The organism is Parviterribacter multiflagellatus (assembly GCF_056863265.1).
In genome coordinates this window covers 174,075-186,694 of sequence record NZ_JBXPIZ010000005.1, presented here as the reverse complement: position 1 = coordinate 186,694, position 12,620 = coordinate 174,075, and the positions used below count along the sequence as shown (strand labels likewise).

Genomic DNA, 12,620 nt, shown 5'->3' with positions numbered 1-12,620 from the left:
CCGGACGTCGGCGGGTGGCGGCTCAGGCGGTCGCGGTGAGCGCGGCGTCCAGCGCGTCGGTGAGCACCGGCACGTGCTCGGTGGTGAGCGCGAGCGGCGGGCGGATCTTGAGCACGTTCCCGTTCGGGCCGGTCGTCCCGACGAGCACGCCGGCATGGCGCATGCGGTCGCGGACGGCGCGGGCGCGGTCGCGATCGGGCGTGCGCGCCTCGACATCCGAGACGAGCTCGATGCCCCACGCGAGGCCGACCCCGCGCACGTGCCCGACCGCGGCGTGGCGCGCGGCGACCTCGTCGAGCGCGGTGCGCAGCGCGGCGCCGGTCGTGCGGACGCGCTCGAGCACGCGCTCGTCCTCGATGACGTCGAGCACCGCGAGGGCCGCGGCCGCGCTGACCGGGTTGCCGCCGAACGTGCTGAAGAGGGTCGTGCGCCCCACGAGCTCGGAGACGATCGAGCGCTTGGTGATGACCGCGGCGACCGGGTGACCGTTGCCCATCGGCTTGCCGAGCGTGACGAAGTCCGGCACGACGCCCGCGCGGTCGAACGCCCACAGCGCGTCGCCCGTGCGGCCGTGCCCCGACTGCACCTCGTCGGCGATCCACAGGCCGCCCGCCTCGTGCGTCAGCCGCACGAGCTCCTGCACGTAGGCGGCGTCGAGGTCCTCGATCCCGTCGCTGGTGACGAGCCCGTCGAGGATCGACGCGGCGGGCGCCAGGCCGCGCGCCCGGAGCCGCTCGATCGCGGCGCTGAGCGCCGACCCGTCGAGGTGCTCGCCGCGGTAGGAGTCCGGCGCCTCGAACGTCTCGACGTGCGCCGGCCGGCGGCCGTCGAACCAGCCCTCGGGCGACACCGCCGCGATCGCCTCGGTGATGCCGTGGTAGGCGAACGCGGTGCACAGCGCGCCGGTGTTGCCGGTCGCGGCGACGGCCATCCGCCAGGCGAGGTCGTTCGCCTCCGAGCCGGAGTTGACGAAGATCACCGTGTCCAGCTCGGGCGGGCACGTCGCGGTCAGCCGCTCGGCCAGCTCCAGCGCCGCCGGGTGCAGGTACCGCGTGTGCGTGTTGATCTGCCGCGACTGGCGGGCGATCGCCGCGGTGACGCGCGGGTGCGTGTGCCCGACGCACGGCACGTTGTTGTACGCGTCGAGGAACGTGCTCCCGGCCGCGTCGGTGATCCACACGCCCTGCGCGCTGGCGACCTGGATCGGCTCGTCGTAGAAGAGCGGGTCGACCGCGGGCCCGAACGCGGCCGCGCGGCGAGGCGCGAGCGTGGCGTCGGGCGCGGGCGTCGGCGGCGCGCCGAGCCGGCGCACGACCTCGTCCCAGCCGACCGCCTCCATCGTCTCGATGATGCGCAGGCAGCGCGCGTTGTAGCGCTCGGCGAAGACCGGGTCCTCCAGCCCCTGCGCGGCGCGCCACGAGCTGATCGCGATCGTGATCGCGCACCGGGCGGCCCACGCGATGCCGACCGTCGCCAGCTCCGTGTCCTCCAGCGGGACCTCGCGCTGGTAGCCGTCGAGGACGAGTCGCGCGGCGCGGAAGATCTCGTCGCCCTCGCGCCCGCTGAGGACGGAGTCGAGGACCGACGCGAGCTCGGTGATGAGCGCGCTGTGGCTCATGTCGCCGAAGTCGATGATGCCGGTGATGAAGCCGTCGTCGTCGGTGAGCGTGTTGTCGACGCTGAGGTCGGTGTGGACGACCTGCGCGCGCAGCAGCGGCCACACCGGCGTCGCGCGCTCCTCGAACGCGTCGAGCGTGCGGGCGACGGCCGCGCGCGCCTCGTCGGTCGGGATGTCGGGGAGCATCGCGCGGGTCTGCAGCGCGTGCTGGACGTCCCACACCATCGTGCGGTGCGCGCTCGGATGGGTGAACCCGCGCAGCGCACGCCCGAGCCGCGCCGCCGTCGCGCCCCACGCGATCAGCGCCTCGTCGGAGAGGTCGGTCGCCTCGATGCGGCTGTGGCCGGGGAGCACGTCGTAAAGCCGGGCCCAGTGCGGCGTGCCGTCCGCGTCCTGCCACGCCGCGCGCAGCCCCTCGACGCCGTCCGGCCCGCCGGCCGCGCGCCGCGGCATGGCCACGGTCAGCGACGGATCGACCCGCGCGACGTGCACCGCCACGCCGGCCTCCATGTCGAGCACCGCCGGGTCCTCCGACGGGTTCGACACCTTCAGCACCGCGACGCGCTCGCCCTGCGCGCCGGTGAGGAGGAACGTGCGGTCGCGCTCGCTCCCCAGGTCCCGCGCGCCGCTCGCGTCCACGCCGAACGCCGTCCGCGCGATCTCGACGGCGTCAGCTTCCTCCAGGCGCGGGCGCGCGCCCACCATCACGGGATCCATGCCCGCGAGGCTAGAGCGCGGCGGCTGGGCGCACCGGACAAAGATCCACCGGCGCACGCGCCGTTCCGACCCATGACGTCTGTCATGCCGAAGTGGTGACCGGCGGGACTACCGCGGGGCCCGAACCGCCCCCAGCCTGGAGGTATGACCATGAACCCAGGTTCCACCGCCGCGGTCCGCGTCCGCGGCCTGCGCCGGGTCTACGGGCAGGGGGCCACCGCGTATGAGGCGGTGCGGGGCGTCGACCTCCACGTCGAGGCCGGCACGATCACCGCGCTGCTCGGCACGAACGGCGCGGGCAAGACGTCGACGCTCGAGGTGATCGAAGGGCTCGCGCCCGCGACCGCCGGCGAGGTCCGCGTGCTCGGGCTCGACCCGGTCGCCGACCGCGCCGTGCTGCGCCGCCGCACCGGGGTCCTGCTCCAGCGCAGCGGCTTCTCCGGTGACCTCACCGTCCGCGAGACGCTCCAGCTGTGGCGCGGGACGCTCAGCGGCGACGCGCACCCGGTCGACGAGATGCTCGCGCTCCTGTCGCTCGAGCGGCGCGCCGACGTGCGGATGCTCGCGCTGTCCGGCGGCGAGACGCGCCGCGTCGACCTCGCCTGCACGCTGATGGGCAGCCCAGAGCTCGTGATCCTCGACGAGCCGACGACCGGCCTGGATCCTGAGAGCCGGCGCGAGGTCTGGCGCCTGGTCGAAGGGCTGCGCGAGCGCGGCGCGACGGTGCTCCTCACGACGCACTACCTGGAGGAGGCCGAGACGCTCGCCGACCGGCTGGAGATCCTGCACGCCGGGCGCATCGTCCGCTCCGGCACGCCGACCGAGATCGCGCAGGGCCACCCGTCGACGATCAGCTTCGCCGCGGGCCCCGATGTGCCGCGCGACCTCGCCGGCCTCCGCCGCGTCGTGCGCGAGCACGGCCGCACCACGCTGGAGACCGACGCGCTCCAGCGCTCGCTGTCCGACCTGCTCGCGTGGGCGGCGCACCAGGACGTCACGCTCGACGGCCTCGACGCGCGCAGCGCGAGCCTCGAGTCCGTGTTCCTGTCGATCGCGGAGGGCCGCGAGCCCGTCGAGGAAGGAGCGCTCCGATGACGACCCCGAGCCTCTCGCTCCGCCGCACCGCCGGCCTGGCGCGCTGGAACGCGGTGCTGCTCACCCGCAACCGCCTCGCGTTCGTCTACGCGGTCGTGCTCCCGCTGCTGCCGCTCGCGCTGCTGTGGACCGGCGAGCGCGGCTCGGCGTCCGGCGGCGCGAACGCGATCGTCACCGCGTTCCTCGTCATCGCGCTGTTCCCCGTCTACTACAACGTGCTCGCGCAGTTCGTCAGCCGCCGCGACGAGCTCGTGCTCAAGCGGATGCGGACCGGCGAGGCGCGCGACGCCGAGCTGCTCGTCTCGATCGCCCTACCCGGCTGCCTGTGCGCGCTGGTGCTGAGCGCCGCGGCAGTCCCGATCGCGTGGGCGGCCGACCAGCGCCTGCCGGTCAACCCGGTGCTCTACGCGGCGGTCGCCCTGCTCGTGGTCATCATGTTCAGCGCGTTCGCCTACTGGACCGCCGCGTGGACGCGGAGCGCCGAGGCCGCGCAGCTGACGAGCATGCCGATCATCATCCTCGCGTCCATCGGGCCGCTGACGACCACGATCCCCGAGATGTCCGAGCCGCTGCGCGACGTCCTGTCGCTGACGCCCGGCGCCGCGATGGCGGAGCTCGTGCGGATCGGGTGGTTCGGCCTCGACGGCCCGGGCGCGGAGGAGACGACGCTGTCGTTCACCGAGACGTGGTCGGCCGCCGCCGATCCGCTCGCGGTGATCGTCGTGTGGACGTGGCTGGGCGTGACGCTCGCGCGGCGCTCGATGCGGTGGGAGCCGCGCACCTGAGCGCCGTGCGTCGCCGCTGGAACGAGCTCTCCGAGGTCGAGCGCGTCGGGCTGTACACGCGCCAGTCGCTGTACACCCTGGTGTGGGGCTTCAACGCGGGCGTGCTGGTGCTGTCGTTCGGCGAGCTGGACGGCGGCACCGGCTCGGACCTGTACGCGTGGGGCGGCGTCGTCGTCACCGCCCTCGGGTTCGCCGCCATGCTCGCGATCCTCCGCACCGGCCGTCTCCCGATCAGCCGCCTCGCGCCCCTGCTCGTCGCGGCCGCCGCCTACTACGCCGTCGCGGTGACCACGTGGGACGGCGCGCCGCGCGGCGCGGCGGTCACGGCGACGGTCGCGGCCGTCCTGCTGTCGGTCGGCCTGCTGCCGAGCCCCCGCCTCGCGGTCGCGCTCGTGCTCGGCTCGGGCGTGCTCGTCGGGGCGAGCGGCGGCGCGTTCGGCAACGTCGTCGCGGGGCTGATCCTCGGCGGCGCGCTCATCTTCACCACGCGCGCGTCGATGTGGATGCTCCGCATCGTGGAGGAGCTCGACGCCGCGCGCGCCGCGCAGGCGCAGCTCGCGGTGGTGGAGGAGCGGCTGCGCTTCTCGCGCGACGTGCACGACGTGCTCGGGCGGCGGCTGTCGACGATCGCGGTGCAGTCCGAGCTGGCGTCCACGCTGGCCTCGCGCGGGGACGCGGAGGCCGCCGCCGCGCGCATGCTGGACGTGCGCGGCGTGGCGCACGAGGCCCTGCGAGAGGCGCGCGAGCTCGCGCGCGGGTACCGCTCGGTCGACCTGAGCGCCGAGCTGGAGGGCGCGCGCTCGCTGCTGCGCTCGGCCGGCATCGACGTCGCGTTGGACGTCGCCGAGGTGCCGCGCGCGTGGCACGAGGCGGCCGGCTGGGTCGTGCGCGAGAGCGTGACGAACGTCCTGCGCCACTCGCGTGCGACGGCGGTGGAGATCGCCGCCGACGGTGGCCGCCTGGTGATCGCGAACGACGGCGTCACCACCGCGGCTCCGAGCGGCGACGGCTCCGGACTGCGTGGCCTGCGCGAACGGCTGGTGCCCCTCGGCGCGTCGCTCTCCGCGGGGTCGGATGGGCCTGGCCGCTGGTCGGTCGTGGCGACGTTCCCGGCCGCGGGCCCGCTGTCCGCCGCGGAGGCGGGCCGATGATCCGCATCCTGCTGGCCGACGACGAGCACCTGATCCGCACCGCGCTCGCCCAGATGCTCGACTTGGAGGAGGACCTCGAGGTCGTCGCCGAGGCGCCCGACGGCGAGCTGGCCGTGACGATGGCGGTGTCGCGCGCGGTGGATGTCGCGGTGCTCGACCTGCAGATGCCGCGCCTCGACGGGATCGGGGTGGCGGAGCGCCTGGCCGTCGAGCTGCCGTCGTGCGCGTGCGTGATCGTGACGTCGCACGGGCGCCCAGGCCACCTCAAGCGCGCGCTGGCGGTGGGCGTGCGCGGGTTCCTCCCCAAGACGACGTCCGCGGCGACGCTCGCGTCGGTCGTGCGGACCGTGCACGACGGCGGGCGGTTCGTCGACCCTGAGCTGGCCGCGGAGGCGATCGCCGCGGGCGACTCGCCCCTGACCCCGCGCGAGGCCGACGTGCTGGAGCTGGCGGCGACGGGCGCACCCATCGACGAGATCGCCGACCGCGCCTCGCTCTCGCCCGGCACGGTGCGCAACTACCTCTCCAGCGCGATGTCGAAGCTCGGCGCGGCGAACCGCCACGAGGCCGCCGCGACGGCGCGCCGCCTGGGGTGGATCTGACATGCGCGCGCTTGCTCTCGCGGCTTTCGGGGCCCTCGCCGCTCTCGCCACCGGTTGCGGCACGTCCGTGGTCGAGCGCGACGACCTCGAGCGCGAGGTGCAGGAGCGGCTGACCGCGACCGTCGGCCAGCAGGCACCCAAGCCCTCGTGTCCTGATGAGCTGAAGGTCGAGGCGGGCGCGAGCACCCGCTGCACGATGACGTTCCCGGACGGCAGGCTCGGCGTGACGGTGAAGGTCGTGTCGGTCGATGGCGCGAACGCGAAGCTCGACATCCAGGCCGACGAGCGGCTCCAGCGCTAGCGGGCGCGGCGCTCGCGGAGGCGCGTCGCCGCGCCGACCCCGATACGCGAGCATCACCGCGCGCTCGCCGGCAAGGATCGTCTCGACGGTGGGAAGAGAGCGCCATGCGCACGACCTCCCGCGCGATCGCCGCCTGCACGTCGCGCTCGAGCTCGTAGCGACGGCGTGGTGGAGCGCCGTCCACGTTCCCGCGGGAACGTCCCGACGCTTCCGCCGCCGTGCTGGCGAGCGCGTGGCGCTGGGCCCGTTCATCCGGGATGTGCCTGAGGGAACGGGCCCACCGTGCGGCGTGAGCGGCGGCGCCAGAACGACGAAGACGCTGCGCGGCAGGGTCTTCGTCGGCTTCACGAGACGGGAGGGACGGGACGCGAGCCCGCGACCTCCGGCGTGACAGGGCCATTAGGCCCGACGCAGTGGTCCGAAAAAGCCTGCAAACGGCTCATTTCGGAGGTGCCTCCTGGTCATCGTTTTTCGTGAAGCGGCCTTGATCGTACCAGCGCAACAAGCTGCTTTGCAGGGTCGAGATAGGGGGTTGGGAGGCGCATGTCTGGCGGTGTCTTCAGGGCCGGGCGCTGCCCCGTGCGCAGGGCCGTGTCTGCCCCGTGTCTGCCCCGGGCGCCGGCGTGCGGAGGTCATCTACGAAGCGCCTGCAGAGGACGGTCATCTTCCGCGGTGTCCTGAACGGACACCGCGGGCGCGGAGTCGCATGTGCGGCAGAGCCGCACGGCGACACGGCCCACCGGGCCCCCAACCGGTCGCTTCGCTCCACGGCCCCACCCCGCTTGACGCGGGTCCCAGCTTCGCCCCGACGCGCTAGGCGCGCGCCCTTCTAGCCCGGTGGGCCGAACGACGAGCGGCACAGCCGCTCGTGCTTACGGCTACCTGAGCGCGCGGCACTCGCTGCCGGAGGATCCCGCATCCACGGCCACCGCGGAGGACACCCCGTTGTCGATCAAGCGACCGCTCGGCGTCGGGCACGACGATGGCCTCGTCCCGCACCACAAGCGCCCGCCTTGCCTCGCTGTGTGCCCGTTCGGGCTGGTACGCCAGGATTGCGGCTACGTCGCCAGCGCGGAGCACAGAGACCGCGGGTCGAATCGCGACAGAGATATCGTCGACCGCCCCTTCGGCTCAATCCGCCTCGCGCGCATAGGTTCCGCGCGACACCGCTCCGGTGCGGGTGCGTGGCCACGATCTCGTAGCCCTACCGCTGGGCCACGCGGCGAAGTACGAGCGCAGGTTCTCTTCGGTGCGACCACACTCCACGAGCGCCCACCGCAATGAAGGTCGAGCCGTGAACGAGGCCCGCGTTGCACCAACTGGTGCAGCGAAGGCCATCCGCTGAACACCTTCGAGCCTCGCGTCTTTGCATCTGAGAGCGTTCTCCCTCTTCGATCGCAACGCCCTCGATCCCCCATCGACTACATCCGCCAGATCAACGCCTTCACGACCAACCCACACGAGCCTGCTGTACAACGCGCCGCCGCGAGCAGCAGAAACCCGGCGACGGCGAAACCCGGTGACGGCGTCCGCCGTTTCAACCACCCCCAGGGGCCACGCGACGAGGCACCTACGTTCAGCAGCAACGACCCGTGCCGTTCTGGCAGCGGGGAGCGCATTCCGATCGACGGTTCGTCGCGTCGACAGCGCTTCATCTGAACTGGGAGCGATCGGCGGCCTCTAGGATTGTGCGTCTTCGTTTGCTGCCATACGGCTACGTGGCTGTAGACACAGGCGGACTCCTACTCGAACATCCCTGTAAGGCTCCGGCAACAAGCGGACCCCACGTTTCGAGCCCGTGGGAAGTGTCGCTTTAGCACACGCTGAAGCAGAGGGACGTAGACTCGCGACATGCCGCTTCCAGCCCCGCAGCTGCTAGTTGCTCACGCGATCTTGCAGGTGCCTGAGCCTCTCCCCCGGAATCCCGAGCTGGACGAGCGTTTCATTGCGGCCGTTCGACCCGAGTTCCCGAACGTGCTGGCTCGACAGTATCTCCCCCCGGAGGCGCCGCCACAGGTCCCGCACCTCACGCTCGCCAGCTCCTCGTCCCAGCTCGCCGTGTCGACCGTCCAAGCCGACTTCGAGGTCCGCTTCTACGGCAAGTTTCTCGATGATCTAGCGCAGGGTCTCGAGTATGTCGAACGCAAGGTGCTTGCCATCCTCCGCGGCTACGAAGCGATCGGAGCGACCCCGTCGTCGATTGGCCTTGTCGGCAACGCGCATTTCAGCATGTCGGGAGCGGCCGAAGACCCGCTTGAGCATGTGCTCAACACCCATGTTCGGCCAACTCTTCCTAAAGACGATGTGCAGGACGCCCTTCTCAAAGTTGGGTTGAAGGTCCGGGACACGTACTTCGTGAGCATGTCGGTCACGAACTACGAGTCGCGTGTCTTCGAGCGACCCGTGATGCCTGGAATGCAGATGATCACCATCCGGACATGGGACGGCCGGGTCGACGACATTGGCGTCGAATTGAACATCGACGTGAACAACAACCTGGAGGGCCGGGTCCGGCGGGCGGACCCGGAAGTCACGGAAAGCGGCGTCCGCGCTGTCGTGCGCCTGTTCAGCGACGTGGTGACAACAACAGGGCCGCGTTTCGTTGAGACGGGCCAAGTCTCCGTCGCTGACCTAACCGCGAGCTCAAACGTATGAGTTCGCGTTCGCCGATCATCGCGTTCCCCGGCATGGACGAAGCTTTCGTGCGCGCGACCTACTCCGGTGCCACTGAGCTGCCTCCCAGCACCGATCTCGGACCTCGCACGGCTAGCTCAAGCCAGAGGGTCGGGATCTCTCGGTTCGGTAACTTTGCAGCAACCTTTGCCGCGGCGGCCGCCTTCGCGGCACCGGCCGTTCCCAGCCTTCACCGGCGCATACTCTCGGGATCCCAGGGCGGCGGCACCGTTTCCGGGACTTTTGCGTTCGCCTGGGACTTCGACGGAGAGTGGGTCTACTCAGAGGCGCGTATCAGCGATGCCGAGGTAGAGGCGCTTGAGCGCCTCTACGCGCTTTCCCCACTGGCCGAGGGATTGACGCTCGAGCTTCCCGACGCGTAACCCAGGTGTACTCGGACCATTGGAGCCCGGCTTTGCGTCAGGGCGACATTCTCGGACCCATCCACCTGCCGCTCCTCGGGAAGATGCCCCAGAAGGTGATCTCCTCGATCGAATCAGTGGACGCGGAGACGGGCGGAGAGCCGGACACGATGCTCGTGCCAGCTTCCCGCCGCTTCGTCGCCGTAGCGTCGCATGACTGCGAGTTCAACGAGAACAAGCGCGACCGCGTGCTGTTAGCTCGGATTCAGAGCGCTCCCAAGGGGCCGAAATTTGGAGAGGAGCAACTCGCCGAACTGCGCGCCTCTAATGACATCGAGGCGCGCCACGCTGCCGATCTCCCAGTCGCAGGAGTGGACAGTTTTGTGCTCGACCCGTTGCCGGGCCACTTTGACTATCCGCACATCATCGTCTTCACGACCATCACGCCGTATCCGGCAAGAGCCGTCCTGAAGCAGTTGCAGGCCGTTAAACAGGCGGAGCTTCAACATTCCGAACGGCTTCTCCTCAGGCGCAAACTCGCGTGGTTCTTCCTCCGTAGCGAGGAGGACATTGACGAAGGCGAGAAGCGACCGGCCGCAGAAGTGATGCGCGAGTTTCGCGAGAACACCACCTAACCCTGGTCACTCCGTCTGTACGACGGCGACGAGACGGGGGCTGGGTGTGCTCCACGTGGAACATCGCGCACCGTCTTCTCCTACGCGGATTGCGGAGCCCGCCCGCGCACGCCGCCGGCCTTCTTCACGAACGACTCGAGCGCCTCCAGCGCCGCGGCGGTGTGCTCGCCCGTCGCGTGCGCGTACGTACGCGACGTCATGTTGACCTCGGCTCCGCCGGCGCGGAGGGAATGGCCCATGTAGCCCGAGACCTCGACGAGCGGGATGCCTGCGGACAAGAGCCGCGACGAGAAGGTGTGGCGGCAGTCGTAGAGCGAGAAGTTCGCCCCTGACGCTTCGCGGGCCGGCTGCCAGACCGTCCGGTAGAAGTTGCGGTGGCTGATCACCTTCCGCTGCTTCGTCAGGAACATGAAGTCGTGGCTCGGGTGCGGGACGACGTCGTCCACGAGGGCGAGCAGCGTCGGCGGGAACAAGGTCCAGCGGCCGCGGAACTCCTTCTCGGCGATGTGGTGGGTCGTCTTGGTGCCGGTCTCGATCTCGCCGTAGCGGCCGACCGTCTGGTGCACGTAGATCAGGCCGCGCTCGCGGTCGATGTCCTCGCGGCAGAGCGCGAACAGCTCGCCAGGCCGACAGCCCGTCAACAAGGCGGCCCACGGGACGGGCAGGAACTGCGGGTCGAGCGCGGCCATGAACGCGCCGACCTCGTCCGGCGGGATCGAACGCCGGCGGACCGGCGGCTTCTTGGGCTTGAGGCGCGGGTCGCCGAGCTTAACGCGGAAGCCGCGGGCGGGATTCACATCCAACAGCTCGTCGTCGACCGCGTCGGTGAGCATCGCCGAGAACGAGCTGATGATCCCGTCGATCGTCTCCTTGGCGAGGCCCCTGCGGAGGAGGGTGGCTTGCAGCTCCCGCACCGTTGAGCGACGGAGCTCCCGGATCGGGAACCGGCCACGGCGAGGCAGGTGCGGGATGACGTAGTTGTCGATCCGCGCGAGCGCCGAGTCCATGGTGCGCGGCCGACGCGGGAAGCGCTCCGGCCACTCCTCACGGAAGTCCACCACCGTCATGAACTTGCGGCGCTCCTCCGGCGACATCAGGAGGCGCTCGGACTCGCGGGCGATGGCGGCCTGAGCGTCACGCTTGCGCTCGTACCGGCCGAGCTGGCGCACGCGTCCGTCGTACTCGGTCACCCGCGCGAGCCAGAGCCCGGTGCGGCCGCAGCGAACCGGCTGCCTCACGGGCGCACCTCGTTCCGCAGCACGTAGTCCTCGACGTCGGACTGCTGGAACCGGCGGTGGCCGCCGACCTGGAAGCAGCGCAGCCGGCGGGCGGCGACGAGGCGGTCGACGGTGCGCTCGCTGACGCCGAGGTACTGCGCGACGGCGCGCTTGGTCAGGAGCGGCGAGAGGTCATGTTCGTCCATGACACTCACTCGGCGCGGCCGCGGGAGGTGTTGTGCGAGGGCACGGCCAACATCACCGCGTGGTCACCGTTCTGCTCTCCAGCGGTGACCTGCGGCGTCTCAGCCGGCGCGACTTCCACCGGCGAGGGCCCTTGCTTCTTCCTGCAGTTGTCGGGAAAAGACCAACTGCGTCGGACGGGAGCGACGGGACTCGAACCCGCGACCTCCGGCGTGACAGGCCGGCGCTCTAACCAACTGAGCTACGCCCCCGTGAAGCGGCAAGCAGGATAGCGCGCCAGCGTCCGGTCACAAGACCGCAACTCCACACCTGGACGTGCGTTCTGTTCGCGCATGCCCGGAACGGTCCGTCGCGCGCTCGCAGCTGCCCTCGCCGTCGCGGTGGTTCCCGCGACAGCGATCGCTGCCCAGATCGACGGGACGAGCCAGGCCGACCGGCTCACCGGCACGGCGGACGTGGACGTCATCAGCGGCAAGGCCGGGGACGACCGCATCAAGTCCCTCCAGGGCAAGGACGTCGTCTACGGCGACGCCGGCAAGGACGACCTGAACGGCGGCCCTGGCGCCGACACGCTCGACGGCGGGCCGCACGACGACAAGGTCTCCGGCGGGGACGACGGGGACCTGGGCCTCAACGGCGGCGCCGGCAACGACCGGGTCTACGGCGGCGGCGGGGACGACAAGCTCGACGGCGGCCCAGGCAGCGACGACCTCTCAGGCGGCCCCGGCAACGACGCGCTCGACGGCGGGCTCGGCGGGAAGGGCACCGACGGGCTGCTCGGCGGCGACGGCGACGACCGGCTCGAGGGCCGGGACGCGCACGACGTCCTCGTCGGCGGCCGCGGGAGCGACCAGCTGTTCGGCGGTGAGGACGACGACCGGCTGCTCGGCGGCGACGGCGCCGACCGGCTGCTCGGTGGCGAAGGCCCGGACGGGCTGTGGGCGCAGGCGCGCGACGGGCAGCCCGACGAGGTCCACGGCGAGGCGGGCGACGACGCGCTCCACACCCGCGACGGCGCCGCCGACAAGATCACCTGCGGCGACGGCGCCGACACGCTCGAAGCCGACCCGCAGGACGTCATCCTCGACGCCTCCCAGATCAACCCGAACGGCTCGTGCGAGTGGGTCGACCGTGCACCCGCCACCGCCCCGGACACGCAGGAGGCGGCCCGCTAGGGACCGACCGAAGCTCGACAAGCGTCGCCGGCGACAACTCCCTGCCTAGGTCGCCGGCGTCGGCACGCCCGTGACTGTTCGCCGG

At 71.4% G+C, this 12,620-nt stretch carries 12 protein-coding genes and 1 tRNA gene; 9 read left to right on the top strand and 4 right to left on the bottom strand.

Annotation, left to right across the window (positions count from 1 at the left end; all coding sequences use genetic code 11):
• Nucleotides 1-22: 22 nt before the first annotated feature.
• On the bottom strand, nucleotides 23-2,335 hold the full coding sequence (locus AC1UE5_RS12480; RefSeq protein ID WP_482923726.1) for an aminotransferase class III-fold pyridoxal phosphate-dependent enzyme: 2,313 nt from the start codon (nucleotides 2,333-2,335) through the stop codon (nucleotides 23-25).
• Between the two features lie 150 nt (nucleotides 2,336-2,485).
• On the opposite strand from AC1UE5_RS12480, the gene AC1UE5_RS12475 reads away from it, so the two are divergent.
• The 8 genes from AC1UE5_RS12475 to AC1UE5_RS12440 all read left to right on the top strand — a co-directional run bounded on the left by AC1UE5_RS12475 (nucleotide 2,486) and on the right by AC1UE5_RS12440 (nucleotide 9,939).
• Nucleotides 2,486-3,430, top strand: coding sequence for an ABC transporter ATP-binding protein (locus AC1UE5_RS12475; RefSeq protein WP_482923724.1), 945 nt, complete (start codon nucleotides 2,486-2,488; stop codon nucleotides 3,428-3,430).
• Nucleotides 3,427-4,215, top strand: a complete 789-nt coding sequence (locus AC1UE5_RS12470; RefSeq protein ID WP_482923722.1) for an ABC transporter permease — start codon at nucleotides 3,427-3,429, stop codon at nucleotides 4,213-4,215. Before AC1UE5_RS12475 ends, AC1UE5_RS12470 begins: the two co-directional genes overlap by 4 nt.
• A 5-nt stretch (nucleotides 4,216-4,220) precedes the next feature.
• A complete protein-coding gene (locus tag AC1UE5_RS12465) occupies nucleotides 4,221-5,366 on the top strand; it encodes a sensor histidine kinase (protein ID WP_482923719.1) in 1,146 nt (381 codons plus the stop codon).
• Nucleotides 5,363-5,968: a response regulator gene (locus tag AC1UE5_RS12460; RefSeq protein ID WP_482923716.1), complete on the top strand. Its 606-nt coding sequence runs from the start codon at nucleotides 5,363-5,365 to the stop codon at nucleotides 5,966-5,968. Before AC1UE5_RS12465 ends, AC1UE5_RS12460 begins: the two co-directional genes overlap by 4 nt.
• Before the next feature lies 1 nt (nucleotide 5,969).
• Nucleotides 5,970-6,269, top strand: a complete 300-nt coding sequence (locus AC1UE5_RS12455; protein WP_482923714.1) for a DUF4333 domain-containing protein — start codon at nucleotides 5,970-5,972, stop codon at nucleotides 6,267-6,269.
• Between the two features lie 1,851 nt (nucleotides 6,270-8,120).
• Nucleotides 8,121-8,924: a hypothetical protein gene (locus AC1UE5_RS12450; RefSeq protein WP_482923709.1), complete on the top strand. Its 804-nt coding sequence runs from the start codon at nucleotides 8,121-8,123 to the stop codon at nucleotides 8,922-8,924.
• A 32-nt stretch (nucleotides 8,925-8,956) separates the two neighbouring features.
• Nucleotides 8,957-9,325, top strand: coding sequence for a hypothetical protein (locus AC1UE5_RS12445; RefSeq protein ID WP_482923707.1), 369 nt, complete (start codon nucleotides 8,957-8,959; stop codon nucleotides 9,323-9,325).
• Between the two features lie 83 nt (nucleotides 9,326-9,408).
• Entirely contained in the window at nucleotides 9,409-9,939 is a 531-nt protein-coding gene (locus AC1UE5_RS12440) for a hypothetical protein (RefSeq protein WP_482923705.1), read from the top strand.
• A gap of 80 nt (nucleotides 9,940-10,019) precedes the next feature.
• On the opposite strand, the gene AC1UE5_RS12435 is transcribed toward AC1UE5_RS12440, so the two are convergent.
• The 3 genes from AC1UE5_RS12435 to AC1UE5_RS12425 all read right to left on the bottom strand — a co-directional run bounded on the left by AC1UE5_RS12435 (nucleotide 10,020) and on the right by AC1UE5_RS12425 (nucleotide 11,611).
• Nucleotides 10,020-11,177: a tyrosine-type recombinase/integrase gene (locus tag AC1UE5_RS12435; protein ID WP_482923703.1), complete on the bottom strand. Its 1,158-nt coding sequence runs from the start codon at nucleotides 11,175-11,177 to the stop codon at nucleotides 10,020-10,022.
• Entirely contained in the window at nucleotides 11,174-11,362 is a 189-nt protein-coding gene (locus tag AC1UE5_RS12430) for a helix-turn-helix domain-containing protein (protein WP_482923701.1), read from the bottom strand. The genes AC1UE5_RS12435 and AC1UE5_RS12430 overlap by 4 nt, the downstream gene beginning before the upstream one ends.
• A gap of 175 nt (nucleotides 11,363-11,537) precedes the next feature.
• Nucleotides 11,538-11,611: transfer RNA gene (locus AC1UE5_RS12425), tRNA-Asp, on the bottom strand.
• Nucleotides 11,612-11,740: 129 nt separating this feature from the next.
• Here AC1UE5_RS12425 and AC1UE5_RS12420 point away from each other — a divergent pair.
• Complete coding sequence (locus AC1UE5_RS12420) at nucleotides 11,741-12,535, top strand: calcium-binding protein (protein WP_482923699.1); 795 nt, start codon at nucleotides 11,741-11,743, stop codon at nucleotides 12,533-12,535.
• Nucleotides 12,536-12,620: the final 85 nt, after the last annotated feature.